Annotated in this window: 17 protein-coding genes; 14 read left to right on the top strand and 3 right to left on the bottom strand. The window is 48.3% G+C overall.

Annotation, left to right across the window (positions count from 1 at the left end; genetic code table 11):
• The first annotated feature begins 70 nt into the window (after window positions 1-70).
• The 6 genes from SPTER_RS23400 to SPTER_RS23425 all read left to right on the top strand — a co-directional run bounded on the left by SPTER_RS23400 (window position 71) and on the right by SPTER_RS23425 (window position 5,022).
• The gene (locus SPTER_RS23400; protein WP_144352588.1) at window positions 71-727 is read left to right on the top strand and encodes a GNAT family N-acetyltransferase; all 657 of its coding nucleotides are present in this window, start codon (window positions 71-73) and stop codon (window positions 725-727) included.
• Window positions 720-1,538, top strand: coding sequence for a polysaccharide deacetylase family protein (locus SPTER_RS23405; protein WP_144352589.1), 819 nt, complete (start codon window positions 720-722; stop codon window positions 1,536-1,538). The genes SPTER_RS23400 and SPTER_RS23405 overlap by 8 nt, the downstream gene beginning before the upstream one ends.
• A 1-nt stretch (window position 1,539) precedes the next feature.
• The gene (pth, locus tag SPTER_RS23410; protein WP_144352590.1) at window positions 1,540-2,100 is read left to right on the top strand and encodes an aminoacyl-tRNA hydrolase; all 561 of its coding nucleotides are present in this window, start codon (window positions 1,540-1,542) and stop codon (window positions 2,098-2,100) included.
• Between the two features lie 4 nt (window positions 2,101-2,104).
• Window positions 2,105-3,328, top strand: a complete 1,224-nt coding sequence (locus tag SPTER_RS23415) for a radical SAM family protein (protein ID WP_144353062.1) — start codon at window positions 2,105-2,107, stop codon at window positions 3,326-3,328.
• A 677-nt stretch (window positions 3,329-4,005) separates the two neighbouring features.
• Complete coding sequence (locus SPTER_RS23420) at window positions 4,006-4,665, top strand: N-formylglutamate amidohydrolase (protein WP_211367373.1); 660 nt, start codon at window positions 4,006-4,008, stop codon at window positions 4,663-4,665.
• A 6-nt stretch (window positions 4,666-4,671) separates the two neighbouring features.
• Complete coding sequence (locus SPTER_RS23425; RefSeq protein ID WP_144352592.1) at window positions 4,672-5,022, top strand: hypothetical protein; 351 nt, start codon at window positions 4,672-4,674, stop codon at window positions 5,020-5,022.
• Window positions 5,023-5,052: 30 nt separating this feature from the next.
• Here the strand turns inward: SPTER_RS23425 and SPTER_RS23430 are convergent, their stop codons facing one another.
• Entirely contained in the window at window positions 5,053-5,649 is a 597-nt protein-coding gene (locus SPTER_RS23430; RefSeq protein ID WP_144352593.1) for a ferritin-like domain-containing protein, read from the bottom strand.
• 123 nt (window positions 5,650-5,772) lie between these two features.
• Between SPTER_RS23430 and SPTER_RS23435 the strand changes: the two genes are divergently transcribed.
• The 7 genes from SPTER_RS23435 (at window position 5,773) to gltA (ending at window position 11,259) form a co-directional block, all read left to right on the top strand.
• Entirely contained in the window at window positions 5,773-7,308 is a 1,536-nt protein-coding gene (locus SPTER_RS23435; protein WP_144352594.1) for a GGDEF domain-containing protein, read from the top strand.
• Between the two features lie 194 nt (window positions 7,309-7,502).
• Complete coding sequence (locus SPTER_RS23440; protein WP_144352595.1) at window positions 7,503-7,676, top strand: DUF362 domain-containing protein; 174 nt, start codon at window positions 7,503-7,505, stop codon at window positions 7,674-7,676.
• Window positions 7,677-7,861: 185 nt separating this feature from the next.
• On the top strand, window positions 7,862-8,272 hold the full coding sequence (locus SPTER_RS25495; protein ID WP_246105414.1) for a Crp/Fnr family transcriptional regulator: 411 nt from the start codon (window positions 7,862-7,864) through the stop codon (window positions 8,270-8,272).
• The gene (locus tag SPTER_RS25500; protein WP_246105415.1) at window positions 8,173-8,424 is read left to right on the top strand and encodes a helix-turn-helix domain-containing protein; all 252 of its coding nucleotides are present in this window, start codon (window positions 8,173-8,175) and stop codon (window positions 8,422-8,424) included. The genes SPTER_RS25495 and SPTER_RS25500 overlap by 100 nt, the downstream gene beginning before the upstream one ends.
• A 282-nt stretch (window positions 8,425-8,706) precedes the next feature.
• Entirely contained in the window at window positions 8,707-8,847 is a 141-nt protein-coding gene (locus SPTER_RS24965; RefSeq protein WP_170233382.1) for a hypothetical protein, read from the top strand.
• Between the two features lie 145 nt (window positions 8,848-8,992).
• On the top strand, window positions 8,993-9,871 hold the full coding sequence (locus tag SPTER_RS23450; protein ID WP_144352596.1) for a sulfide/dihydroorotate dehydrogenase-like FAD/NAD-binding protein: 879 nt from the start codon (window positions 8,993-8,995) through the stop codon (window positions 9,869-9,871).
• Complete coding sequence (gene gltA, locus SPTER_RS23455) at window positions 9,871-11,259, top strand: NADPH-dependent glutamate synthase (RefSeq protein WP_144352597.1); 1,389 nt, start codon at window positions 9,871-9,873, stop codon at window positions 11,257-11,259. Before SPTER_RS23450 ends, gltA begins: the two co-directional genes overlap by 1 nt.
• 51 nt (window positions 11,260-11,310) lie before the next feature.
• Here the strand turns inward: gltA and SPTER_RS23460 are convergent, their stop codons facing one another.
• Both SPTER_RS23460 and SPTER_RS23465 read right to left on the bottom strand, forming a co-directional pair.
• A complete protein-coding gene (locus SPTER_RS23460) occupies window positions 11,311-12,870 on the bottom strand; it encodes an IS1182 family transposase (RefSeq protein WP_144352598.1) in 1,560 nt (519 codons plus the stop codon).
• Window positions 12,871-12,959: 89 nt separating this feature from the next.
• On the bottom strand, window positions 12,960-13,649 hold the full coding sequence (locus SPTER_RS23465; protein WP_144352599.1) for a heparan-alpha-glucosaminide N-acetyltransferase: 690 nt from the start codon (window positions 13,647-13,649) through the stop codon (window positions 12,960-12,962).
• A gap of 301 nt (window positions 13,650-13,950) precedes the next feature.
• On the opposite strand from SPTER_RS23465, the gene SPTER_RS23470 reads away from it, so the two are divergent.
• Window positions 13,951-14,295: a DMT family transporter gene (locus tag SPTER_RS23470; protein WP_144352600.1), complete on the top strand. Its 345-nt coding sequence runs from the start codon at window positions 13,951-13,953 to the stop codon at window positions 14,293-14,295.
• The last annotated feature ends 23 nt before the right edge of the window (window positions 14,296-14,318 follow it).

Here is a 14,318-nt window from a genome sequence, read left to right on the forward strand (position 1 = left end):
CGGATAAGATATAATGGAGGTCACTTACATAGGGCGCGACGACTCGCGCCCTATTTGTAAGTAAGCGAATATGGACAATTATGCGATTACCCGGGCCCGGATTACGGATGTTCCCGCTATTGCCGGCCTGTTTACGGAAAGTTTTATGGATAGTGTACTTCATCATTGCGGCGGGCGTCTGCCTAAACCCCAGGCGATGGAGGACGTATTCCGCCTGGTGTATACGGCAGAGCCGGAAGCGGCCCTGATTGCCAAAACGGACTCAGGGGAACTTATCGGCTACTGTTTTGCACCAGTCAGGTTAAACCGACTCTGGCTTCAGGCCATTACGGGCGGCCATCTTGCCAAATGGGCCTGGCGCTGGTTAACGGGTAAGTACGGTTTTGGCCTCCATCCTGTCAAAATAATTGTCTTAAACAAACTGGCATTTCTACGCTCGGCTGCCGTTCCCGGGAAAGCTGCCAATGCCCGTATCTTATCTGTTGCTGTTGCTCCAACCGCACGCGGTTTGGGTGTGGCCAGCGCTTTAATGGCGGCAGCGGACGGTTACTTCCGGGAGAAGCAGGTAACGCGGGTACGGCTGGAAGTACGGCCGGATAACCGCCCGGCTATCCGGGTGTATGAGAAGTTAGGCTATTATCCTGAAGGGACAACCTATGACTCACAGGGACCCTGGTTGATCATGTTCAAAGATTTTTGTGAAACGGGGTTAAAGGCCAATGTTTGACATTAAATTCCGGCTTATCAGCATGCTGGGGCTATTAACAACAGTAGTTATTATTAGTTTGGTTCTTGACTATTTCCGCGTGCTGTGCCGGCCGGTCCGTCTGGGGCTGGGAATCGCCATTCTTGGCATTACCGCCGGGTTTGTTCTTACCCTTAACGCCGTGCTGCCGGAAAACCGTTTTTACGGTCCCGTGTTTTCCGGGGTCCAGACAAGTGAAAAATTGGTGGCCCTTACCTTTGATGACGGGCCATGTCCGCCGTATACCGAACAAATTCTGGATATTTTGCAAGAACGGCAGATACCGGCCACCTTCTTTGTTCTGGGGTACAATGTTGCCCAATACCCGGATTTGACCAGGCGTATTGTCGCCGAGGGGCATCAGCTGGGGAACCACACCTATACCCACGTGGATCTGCTCAAACTTAACCGGCGTGGTGTTATTGAGGAGATTGAGAAGACCAACCAGGCAATTGCCGCTGCCGTAGGCTATGCACCGCATGTTATGCGTCCGCCCCATGGTTTTCGCGATGCGGTTGTTATGGATATCATGGCTGAGTATCAGCTGAAGGTCGTAGAATGGTCTGTTGCCAGCCGCGACTGGCTAAATCCGGGTACAGCAGTTATTGTGGACAGAACGCTGCGCAGAGTGAAAAACGGATCAATCATCCTGCTGCATGATGGTGACGGCATAGCCGGCAGGTTACCGCGCACGCAAACAGTAGAAGCTACCAGGCTGATTATTGACAGATTATTAGCCCAGGAGTACAGGTTTGTTACTGTTGATGAAATTCTTGAGAGTATGGAGGAGTAGGGTGAAAATTATTGTCGGTCTGGGTAATCCCGGGCAGGAATATGGGGCTACCCGTCATAACATAGGTTTTAGGACTGTCGATAAATTAGCGGAACAATGGTCAATCACCACGTGGCGTGAACGGTATAATGCCCTGGTGGCTGAATACCGGGGTGAGGAAACCGTGCTCCTGGTTAAGCCTCAGACCTACATGAATCTGAGCGGCAGGGCACTCGCGCCGCTGGTTGCTTTCTATAAGGTGCAATATAATGATATTACTGTAATCTATGATGACCTTGATTTACCTGCCGGACGGCTGCGCCTCCGGCTAAAGGGCGGCTCAGGCGGCCACCGGGGTATTGAGTCAATACTGTATGAATTAGGCAATGATGATTTTACCCGGGTGCGGATTGGCATTGGCCGGCCGCCGCAAGGCTGGGATACTGCCAGTTACGTCCTTGGCCGGTTTACCAGTGAGGAAGCACCGGTTATTAGTCAGGCCATTGACGAGGCTGCCGGTGCGGTAGAATGTATTTTGCAGGAAGGCTTTACTAAGGCCATGAATAAATTTAACAAAGGGTAAAATGATGATTACAGCTCTGTATGCTGATAACAACGGAGAGATATTTGACGCGCCCGGTTACCAGGCTGCTGCCCGTCTTGGTGCCGGCTTGCTGGCGCTGAAGCCGGAAGACCTGATCAGGCTGCCTGAGGGGGCTGAACTGATGTTTCTGCCTGGACGGGATTCGCTTTATCTTGCCGGTAGCACTTTTAAACAGATGAAAGGCTGCAAAGCGGTGGCGGCGATGCTGCCTGTAGGCTATACCCGTACCCTGTTGCCTGCTTACGCACGGCAGCAGGGGGCGCCTCAACTGCCCTTGTTCGGCTATACGGCGGCAGCGCTTTATCATGATGAAATCTATGTAGCGGCTGTAAAAACAGCAGATAATGAGAAATGGCATCCGTACCGGTATAATACCCCTGGCTTAAAAAAACGGGTTGCCCAAGTCAGGCGGGAGTTGCCTGGCAACCGCTTGGTAGAGCATTTAGCCAACTGTTCCCTGGTATGGCACTGCTGTACCGCGCAAAACCTGTTTTACCGTCGCTGGGAAGCCGGCATTCCTGTTTCTCCGGCTTGCAATGCTCATTGTCTGGGGTGTATTTCGCTGCAGCCCTCTGAATGTTGCCCTGCGCCCCAAAGCCGTATTTTATTTTCACCGACACCGGCAGAGATAGCTGCTGTCGGACAGTATCACCTCGCGCATGCGCCGGCGGCAATCATTAGCTTTGGCCAAGGCTGTGAGGGGGAACCGTCACTGGCTGCCGAATCTATTGCTGCCGCTATACAAAGCATCCGTAGTGCCACAACCCGCGGTCAGATCAATATAAATACCAATGCCGGGTATACCAGCGGTATTAAAGCCATTGTTGATGCCGGCCTGGATAGTATGCGGGTCAGTATAATCAGTGCCCTGCCGGTGACCTATCAGGCGTATTATCAAGCTGGTTACAGCCTGGACCATGTGCGGCAATCGATTGCTTACGCCAAGCGGCGCGGAGTCTATGTAGCATTAAATATGCTGCTTTTTCCCGGGCTTAACGACCGGCCGGAGGAAGAGGCTGCCTGGCTTGATTTCCTGGGTGAAACCGGGGTGGATATGATCCAGCTCAGGAACCTCAATTTTGATCCGGACACTTTTCTGGCGTCTATGCCTGCAGGTGGTCTCCCGGGCGGTGTCCGCAATTTCCTTGGCAACATTACTAAAACATACCCGGCAATCAGACTGGGGAGCTTTACGGAGCGAATTTAGGGAAGGCTGCGGTTTTTTTAGAAATTAAAACAATACAAGCATATAAGACGGCGCGGTATACCGCGCCGTCTTGTATGCGTTTTTTGTCCTGCTGGAAAGTGTAACTTTCCCTGGATAGGGGGCAACATAGGCTTACGCTTTCGCCACAGGCTCGGCGCAAGCTGTGTTTTCTTTATTTGGGGCATGTTATATATACTTATCGGGGGCTGCGGCTAGAAAAGGGGCATGAAACAATATGTGTATTGACAATGAACATAAGCAGTTGTATGATGAATACATGATAAAATATTCATTTAAATTAGTGTAACCATGTAAAGATAAGGAGTGATGGGACTGTGTGCGAAAAATCACAGGGAGATCTTGATTCCCAGGCAGGTAATATAATCCTGCTTCCAGACGGATTTAGCGAACTGGGGAGCCTTGACCCCAATGTTGACCAGAATTTACTGCGTTTATCTGGTACTGTGTAACCGAACACCCGGAATTTCAGCAATATCTGGAATTTCGGTGTTTTTTTTGCAGGATTTACCGGAACAAGTAAAGAATTATGGGGATATCCGGTTGCTGCATTTCAAAAAATAATCTTACAGATGTAATAACCCCGGCATAGTGGGCAATATACAAACACCAGGCCGGCATTATATTCGGAAGATAAAAAAACTGCAGGGGGCGGAATTTTGAAAACCGGTAATTATATTAAATATTGTTTCGGCACCACCTATTGTCATGTTGATGCTGTACATGCGGCTTCACCTAAGGCTGACCGGTTTACCGATGAAATCGTGGCCGGAATTATTGCGAAAACAGGCTGTGCCGGTATTATTGGCACTGTTTCCCGGACGGTTGCCGATCTTAACCGTCCGCCCGGACCGGGCAATGACGAAGCTGTATGGGAATACCGGGATGTGATCGGCCAGTTTCTATATAATACAGGCTTACTTGCGCCAGGCAGCCGGAGCCTGGCAAAACCATATCTGCATATTGGCATTCATGGGATGAAAGATCAGCCCCACGGTCCCTTCAGTATTGAAGTGGGGACGATTTATGGCCAAACGTGCTCATTCCGGGTAAAGAAATGGTTTGGTGAAGTTCTGAAAGCCAGAGTCAGGGAATTTTCCCCGGATATTAAGGTTATTTTCGACAAGCACTGGGTAGGGAATAAGTCGCTGGCTTCACACCGCTGGGGCGAGGGCCGGCGCTATCCCGGTTATGGTAAGAATTATAACGCTTTTCAGGTGGAAATTTCCCGCACGCTAAGGGAACACCACCGGCCGGCGATCATCGATATTTTTACTGCCGTTGTGGCAGATTTTAGTCTTATGTTTTGCAGGAGGTAATTATTTGTGGCTAAGATCAAAAAAAATCTCAGTGACAGCGACATGTTAACAGGATGGCATGAACAGGTGACCTTTGAAAATGCTGTTAATGATGAACAGCCTGTCCTGCCTGTGGTTAAAACGTCCAGGAAGGATCAGGCTGAAGATATTAACAGCGCTTTTTTCACACCGGAACTTAGGGAGTCTGTGGGCAAAGCGCTGTTAGAGCTTAAACTTAATCTATATAAAGAAGGAATTGTTGATTACCAGGTAAAGGTCTCTTGCCAAGGCCACCAAGTATTACTGACGGCAGTACCGCTAAAAGCTAAATTGTCCAGTAACCAGCCTGTACAGCAGCGCGGCAGGAGTAAAGGATAGGTTAATCGGGCCTATCCTTTTTATTACCATTTAATCGTGGGCCAGTGGCAGCGGTTCATTAGTAAGTTCGAATAGTGCCGCCGTAAATTCGGTAATGTGCTCTTTTTCTTCATTCATTAAATGGCAAAAAAGTAGTTGGACATCTGTGTTCTCGGCAGTTAGCATATAGCGCTGATATTTATTGGTAGCGAGAAATTCACCATTCAGGGCTTGGGTTAGCAGGTTAATAGTCGGCATCTCTTTGCGGTCTGGCAGGGTTATTTGCGAATCGGCTACCATACTTGCCTTGGCGGCTTTTGATTTAGACGGAAACAGCGGGCGGGTCATCACCAGCAGGTCAAGACCAGCTGCCCTGAGCAGTGTAGCCTGTACCGGGTCTAACCGGGATATTGCCCGCATAATTTCCACATAATGCTCCATTTCAGTGGCGGCAATATCGAGAAATAACTGGGGCATACAAGAGTTTCTGGCAGCATCCAGATATAAGGCAATCGCTGTTCGTTCATCTGCGGCAGCATCCCTCAAGAGCAGCAAATCCGGATCACTGGGGCATGCTTCAATCGGGCATGCACTAGTTGTTTCGGCTAAGACCTTAGGTTTATTCTTACGGGCTCGGAACATAGCCATACATCCACCTCCGATAATAACTAACTTATATATTGTATGCCGGAGGGGCGTGGGTGTTAACTCTGATATTATTGCATGTGTCAGCAATAGTGCCGTAATATTTTACAAAAAGAGGCGGGCGGGATGGAAGAAAAACAACAACCTGATAAGTATATTGAGGAACTTATTGCTAAACTGGCACTGCTCGAAGCCGAAAATGTCCAACTTAAGCAGACTCAGCAACGGATAGCTGAAGTAAATAATAATTATTTGATGCTGCATTATCTGACCAATAACATTCAAGACTGCCAGACGACGCAGGAGCTCTGGGAAGCCTACCTGCACAACCTGAGTGGCTGTGGCTTTAATTATGACTATGTTGCTGTTATCCTGCCTGATGATAATGACAATTTTACCATTAAGCTTACCCTTGCGGACGGCAAACTCCTGCAAGCGGCATTTGAGTTAGAGGCCGGTTATATCCTGCAGGCGGTTACCTGTAAGGCCGCTGTTTCCTCAGCTGATAATTTGCAGGTTGCCGCCCCCGTTGTGAAAAAAGCGGGAATTGTCAGAGCGGTTATCTTGGCTGAAAAAACCAGCGGCATCTTTTTTGAAGACTTACAGCTCCTGGATGTCTATATCCGGCAAACAGCGGCTATTATTGAAAATATTATTCTAACTGAAAGTCTCCGGCAGTTTCAGGAATTATTAGGGCGGCAGCTTGACCAGTTTGTCATGCTCCATTATGTTACCAAAGCCATTCATGATGCCGGTAATTACTATGATGTGCTGACGAACTATCTTACGACATTATGCTCGCCGCTGGGATTTGGCTTTCAGGAGGGAATTCTTTATATTCTGGCTGAGAATAAGCCGCAAAAAGCCACGCTCAAGGGAGACCGGCTCATGCTAGACGAGCTCGATTTATTTGAAAGCGGCCTGATTGAGCGGATTATAAAGGCCAAACATTATCAAATATCGCCGGATCACAGTCATTTGTTAATGCCGCTTAAATCCTTTGGCAATATTACGGCGGTTATTGAAATAAACCATGATAAAGGGATCATGCCTGAACAGGTGCAAATGCTGGAGATATTTGCCATGCAGACATCTTCGGCTATTGACAATACCAGACTTAAACTTCATCTGGAGTATTTAAGCTTCCACGATCAATTGACCAAACTCTATAACCGGGCCTATTTTGAGACAGAAATACAACGGATTGAGTCGGAAAACCTTTATCCGGCCGGTATCATAGTCTGTGACCTGGATGGGCTCAAAATGGTCAACGATACTTGGGGGCATGACGCCGGCGACGAATTTATTGCCGCCGCCGCACGCCTTATCAGGACAGCCACGCCTGACAATGCAGTGGCAGCCCGCATCGGCGGTGATGAATTCGGCATTATCATTACCGGCAGTGCTGCTGAGACAATCGATAAAGCCGGGCAAAACTTAAAAAAATTGCTTAGCAAGTACAATGCCGGCGGGCCGGATATTCCGGTCGGAATGTCAATTGGGTGGGCAGCCAGCGAGACCCCGGTGGCAGTCATTGAGATTTTTAAACAGGCCGATGCGCAGATGTATCGTGATAAATCACTTAACGCTGCCGCCAGCCGCAGGCATATTCTCAAGATGAATAAACGGCGTTTGGGCACTGGGGCCGAGAAGCTTCGGTAAGGTAATACTTTTAATTATATCGTAATACATACCCATTTTGTAATGGCCGTATCTTAAAAGCCAGGAAACTGCAGATACTACATGTAGCTTTACTGGAAACAAACCGGACTGGGATAAGTCTGGCTGTTTACAGTATAAGCAGTATAGAACGGCCGGAGGTTCGATGAGTAATAGCGCGTAAGGAGGAAAAGTAAATGGCATATAAGATTGACTCTGAATGCATTAAATGTGGCGCCTGTGCATCGGTCTGCCCGGTTGAGGCTGTTTTTGATGGTGATACCCAATACGTGATTGATCCTGGCCTTTGTATTGATTGTGGTACCTGTGCGGCCGTGTGTCCGGTAGGCGCGATCAGCCCGGGGGATTGATGGGCCGCATTCCGGCCTGGGGGCTGGACTTTATACACAAGCCCCGTTGCGGGAGGAGCGGTTTACATGTTGGAGTCTGACTATTTAAAGCATCTGCCGGTTTTTGAAGAACTGGCTCCTGCTGATCTGGCTGCCATCAGCCAGGTGACCCTTGAACGGCGCTACAAAAAAACATGATCATTTTTATGGAGGGAGAACCAGGGGAAGGCTTTCATTATGTGAAAAGCGGCAAAGTAAAAATTGTTAAGGTAAGCCAGGACGGCCGAGAACATATGATTAATATTCTCGGGCCCGGGGAGGTTTTTGCCGAGGTATTGCTCTTTAATCACGGACCGTATCCGGCTACTGCGGTTACCTTGGCGGATTCGGTTATTGGCATTATAAAAAATACCGATCTGGAAAATGTAGTAGCCGGTAATGCCCGGATTGCCCTTCATATTATTAGGGTTATGAGTAAAAAGCTGCTGCAGGCCCAAATGAAGATAAAACATTGGCGTTGTCGGATACCTTTTCGCGCACTGCACAAATCCTTATCCGGCTGTCACAGCAATATGGGCGGACTGTTGCCGGCGGTGTTGAGATTGATCTTGAGATGACCCGGCAGGACTTAGCCAACCTAATCGGCACAACCCGTGAGACTGTAAGCAGGGTGCTTAACTCTATGAGAAAAGACAAGGTTCTTCATTTTGCCGATCAGAAAATTATTATCTTAGATGAGCAACGTCTGGACAGGTACCGGGAAATGTAATAGGCACAAGCGAACAAAACTGCAGCCGTGGTGGCTGCAGTTTGTTGCCAAGTAATCCTATTCATACCTTCTTCAATTTTCCATAGTGTAGTTTTGCCCTGATCCCGGCAAACTATGTACAGTGCTTTGCGCTGCTGCCGCTGCGCAGAACAAGTATGAAACCGTGTCGGCCCTTGGTATTTACAAAGCCCTGAATGACTATTATTTAAATGGTATGCCCTGTGACCAGACTGATTCAGTACAGGAAAGCACACCGGACAAACTCATCTGGGAGAGTGAAGTTTGTTTGCAGGTGCCAAACTGGCTAAGGCCGGGGCTGACGGGAACATGATGAAAGAATTTTATCGTCAATGGCTTACCGCCTTTGTCCAAAACCTGAATTTGCTTGTAAGCAAACCACGGCTACAAAGGGCGGAAGGCTAATTACCAGGTATGAGATTGTCCGGGTCTAACCCGTGCCGTAGCTCAGCGCTGCGGCTTTTCCTATTCCCAATCATGGCAATTTGTGATATAATTTTTGTTATTGATTTTGTCGTATAATGTCGAAAAAATAGAGGGGGAGGCTAAAATGTTCACAATAGTTGAGAAACGAAAATTAGCAGCGCAAATTTATCTAATGGATGTAAAAGCTTCCCGGGTGGCTAAGGCGGCTAGGCCGGGGCAATTTGTCATTGTAAAGATGAATGACAAAGGGGAAAGAATTCCTTTAACCATTTGCGATTATAGTACCGAGAGGGAAACTGTAACCATTGTGTTTCAGACTTTAGGTCATTCGACAACAGAGATGGCTAACTATAATGCCGGTGATTCTTTTTCTGATTTTGCCGGGCCGCTGGGAAAAGCCTCAGAGTTTGTTTTTGATGACATTGAGGCTTTGCAAAAACAGCGGTTCGTTTTTGTGGCCGGCGGGGTGGGGGCAGCGCCGGTGTATCCACAGGTAAAGTGGCTGCAGCAGCGTGGTGTTCAGGTTGATGTGATACTTGGTGCCCGCGCTAAGGATTTTGTCATTCTTGAAGCTGAAATGCAGGCGTTGGGGGCTACGGTGTATGTTACGACCGATGATGGTTCCCATGGCCGCAAAGGCCTTGTAACTGATGTTTTAAAAGAACTTATTGACGGCGGTACCAGGTATGACCAGGTGATTGCCATTGGGCCGATGATTATGATGAAGTTTGTGGCTAAACTGACAAAAATCTATAATATTAAGACAACCATCAGCTTAAACCCGATCATGGTTGACGGTACCGGCATGTGTGGTGCCTGCCGGGTCACGATTGGCGATGAGACGAAGTTTGCCTGTGTTGACGGGCCTGAGTTTGATGGCCACTTAGTTGATTTTGATGAAGCCATACGGCGCCAGGCAATGTATAAAACGGAGGAAGGCCGCTGCCTGCTGGCGGCAGAAAAAACCAGTCATACCGGCGGCTGCTGTGGAGGTAATAGATAATGGGTAAAGCAGCCAGAGTACCGGTCCGCGAACAATGTGCCCAAACCCGGGTCGGTAATTTCGAAGAAGTATGCTTAGGCTATTCATTGGCGGAGGCTGTTGCCGAAGCAGCCCGGTGTCTGAACTGTAAAAATGCAAAATGCGTGGGTGATTGCCCGGTTGCGATCGATATTCCGGCCTTTATCAGTTATGTTAAGCAGGGGGAAATTGCCGAGGCGGCTAAAATAATTGCCAGGGCCAGTGCCCTGCCGGCGGTGTGCGGCCGCGTGTGCCCCCAGGAAAGCCAATGTGAGGGCAAGTGTATTCTTGGTCATAAAGGGGAGGCGGTTGCGATTGGCAAACTGGAACGGTTTGTTGCCGACTGGGCCAGGGAAAACCAGGTGGATATCAGCGCAATAGCAGAAAAAAACGGTAAAAAGATTGCTGTTATCGGCAGTGGGCCGGCAGGGTTAGCCTGTGCCGGTGATCTGGCCCGTAAAGGTTACTCCGTTACTATTTTTGAAGCCCTCCATGAACCAGGCGGTGTGCTTGTTTATGGTATCCCCGAGTTTCGCCTGCCCAAAGAGAAAGTGGTAAAAAATGAGATTGCCAATCTCAAAAAGATGGGTGTTCGCATTGAGACCAATGTCATAATCGGCAAGACAGTAACAATTGACGAACTTTTAAATGAGGAAGGATTTGAAGCCGTATTTATCGGATCCGGGGCCGGACTGCCCAAGTTTATGGGGATTTCAGGCGAGAATGCCAACGGGGTATTTTCGGCTAATGAATTTTTGACCCGCAACAACCTGATGAAAGCATTTAAAACAGAATATGCGACCCCCATTAAAGTGGGAAAAAAAGTTGCGGTTGTCGGTGGTGGCAATGTTGCTATGGATGCCGCCAGAACAGCCGTCCGGCTGGGGGCGGAAACCCATATTGTCTATCGCCGGTCGGAAGCTGAATTGCCGGCACGGGCCGAAGAAGTACACCATGCCCAAGAAGAAGGCATTATTTTTGACGTATTGACAAATCCAACCGAGATTGTGGTAGATGATAAAGGCTGGGTAAGCGGCCTGCGCTGTGTTAAAATGGAACTGGGCGAGCCTGACGCCTCAGGCCGAAGAAAACCTGTTCCAGTACCCGGTTCTGAGTTTATTATGGCAGTAGACACTGTCATTATGTCATTGGGCACTTCACCGAATCCACTCATAGCTTCAACCACCAAGGGGCTTGACGTCAATAAATGGCAATGTATTGTTGCCGATGAAGCAACCGGCCTTACCAGCCGCGAACGTGTCTATGCCGGCGGCGACGCCGTCACCGGTGCCGCCACGGTAATTCTGGCTATGGGGGCAGGTAAAAAAGCGGCCCAGGCCATTGACGACATGCTCACAGGCAACAAATAACAGAACCAAGGGGACGGTTCGAAACCACTGATATAAGCCTGTTTTTTTTAACTAACCTTGGGTAAAAATCGGAGTCAATCGGCAATAGGCTGCAAAATTGACAATTTGTTGCATAAACGCATGGCCGCAAAAGGATATCAGGGCTGCTATCCTTTTCAAATTCACGGCTAAGGCCGTCAGTTTGGCTTGCAGGGACATGCTTTTTAGACCATACCCCCGGGCACGGTCTAATCCATGGAAACGTTTCATTTCCCCGTTCTTCCACTCATGGCTGGCTCGCTTTTTGTACTTTAGCTTGAACTGATCGCTCTTGGCAAGCTGACTATGTTCGTAATATTGCGCGCAGTGTTCACTGACGCGCAGTACTTTTTTCTTCGTATTCTTGCCAGCACAGGTCAGCCGTTGCGGACACTGCATACAGTGCGATTTCACAAAATGATAGCGGTACACGTCATTTTTGTTCTTGTATTTTTGGCGCACTTTCTTCTCGGTATGATTGCCCATTTCGCAAAACCACTGGTCGCTGTCTTTGTTGTAACTAAACCGGCTTTCGTCTAGCTTGTAGACACAGGCGTTTACGGGAATGATGGCTTCTACCGCCTCGGTTTGTAAGGTATCTAAGATCGGTTTGCGAAAATAGGCCTTATCTCCATACACCTCTTGGATGGGTAAGCCGCAGGCTTTACTTCGCTGATACAATTCCTCAAATTGGCTGCCGTCCACATAGGCGCCGCTTTCCACTGTTACCGCCGTAATGATCCTTGTTTCCGGGAGCATGGCAAATTCTACTTTATAGCCGTAAAAGCTGTCTGTTTTTGATTTGTAGCCTACGCGCGCCTCTTTGTCTACCAGCGATCGGACTCCTTTTTGGACCATAAATTTCGGATCTTCCAGGATTTCTTTGGCTTCGTTAACCGCTTGTTGGCTGTTGGGCAGGATAGACAAATCGACATGGCTTTCGGTTTTCCCGATCAGTTCTTCCACATAGGACTTCATTTTCTGCTTCGCTTCGTTGTGGTCTTCTATGAGCTTATAGTCGGGAACTTCGCTAATGAGCTCGGCGGGGATTACCCCGTTTTCTTTCTCAATGGCCCTTATGATTCTTCTTCCCAGATGCTTCATGATTCTTTCCGGCACTTTTTTTTTAGTATTGGCCTGGGTATGCGTGGCGTCAATGCTTAGTCCGGTTCCTTTAATTATGCCTTTTTCCACACACTGGCGAACCACTTCCTGAATCATATCATCCACACTGGTTTCTTTTAGTCTATGTTTCCTAAACTTGGCCAGCAGGCTGGCGTCCGGCAGATCCTCTTCGGGATTGAGTCCCAAAAACCACATATAGGCTAAGTTTAATCGGGCTTCTTCTATGACTTTGACATCGGATAAGTTATATAGATATTGCAAAATGAGGATCTTGGCCAGCATTTCCGGTTCTTTGGCCGGCCGCCCCAGATGCTGGCAGTACGAATCCTTCAGCAACTCGTTAATGAAGCTAAAATCCACATTACCAGCGATAATCTTCAGAATATGATTACTGGGAATTTTATCATAGAGCACGCTATATATACTTAATTGGTGCGGCACATTTTTTAGCAAGGCAAGCCCCTCCATTACGCAAATATCTACCGTTATATTTTACCATAATTCAGGGGCGCTTGCTTTATTGACTTTTTCAGTGCTTTCGGACGGTTCTCTTGAGCCTAAGGTTTTATTATCTGGAGGAGTGCCAATATGACCGGCTGGTGTATAAGATAGATAAGCAGAGACCGGCGACCTAACCAGCTTAGCCAGCGGAGGAACCGGTAATCTGCTGCGGCCGGCCACCGCGTTTGTCCGGCAGGGTACAATAGTTTTCCTAAGACCATGCCATAGAGGATAATACCCAGCCAGGGCAGCAGGGGATAGTAGTCAAGAGAGGTAAATTCCGGTGGCCTGAGACCAAAAGGGAGCAGCCAGGCAGTGGTTGCTGTTAGCTGGGAAAAGGCATTGCCAATGGCAATTATTGCCGTGCCGGCGAGGCTGAGCGGCAGAGCGCCGCCCCTGTTCAGAAGCGGGGTGGCAAGCATGGCGGCACCCAGCAGATGCAGAATGCCAAAACGGATATAAACGGCAGGATTGTAGCAATAGGTAATGGCCGTAATGAACAGGCCTGTGCCAAATACAATTAGGCCGCGGCGCACCGGCCGGCGGCTAAGAACATTGCTGATGCCAGAGATCAGCATGAATAATAGGGCGGCAGCTTTGCCCTGGTAGTACCAAAAACCTTCCAGATAATTAAGCGGCCAGTTATAAAAGAAAGCCAAATCAAATATGGTATGAAAAATAACCATAAGCAGTATCGCTATTCCCCGTAAAATATCCAGTTCAACAAGCCGGACAGCATTGGACACGGTAAGCTCCTCCCTTGTAGGCGGCGGTAACTCCTTCTATGCTAACAATAAATGACAGTTTAGCCGCCGTCAAGTAACTGCACAGTTGCTTAATGGGCTTAGTTAATTTGTGGAAACGGTAATTAGAGCGCCCGTTTGTCGCTGGTAATCTTAGCCTCAGGCCTACTTCCTGATAAAATTGCCAACTGCAAGGGAAGATTGATAACCGCTTGGGAGGAATACCTTGGCCAAAAGGGAATATACTACCAAAGACAAGTTTTGGGTTATGTACACTCAACCCTGACCACAGGACGGTGCAGGCATGAAAGATATTTATATTATATTATTATCTGTTTTACTGGGGGCTGTTGGGCAAATTGCCTTTAAGTTCGGTGCTGTACGTATTCCAGACACCGGTTCTTTGCTGGTGAAGATGATAACTGCCTGGCCAATATTTGCCGGCTTAGGTTTATACGGAGTGAGCACGCTACTCTGGATTTATGCGTTACGCACGGTTGAATTAAGTTATGCTTACCCGCTTATCAGCTTAGGTTATATACTGGTGTTTATTGCTTCATTTTTTCTGTTTCATGAGGCTATCAGCCTGCTCAGACTGGGGGGCCTGGTTTTAATATTGACCGGTATTATCCTGGTGGCTAACTCGTAACCGCAGTGCTGAATTAACCGAAT

This window comes from Sporomusa termitida (assembly GCF_007641255.1).
GTDB lineage: Bacteria > Bacillota > Negativicutes > Sporomusales > Sporomusaceae > Sporomusa > Sporomusa termitida.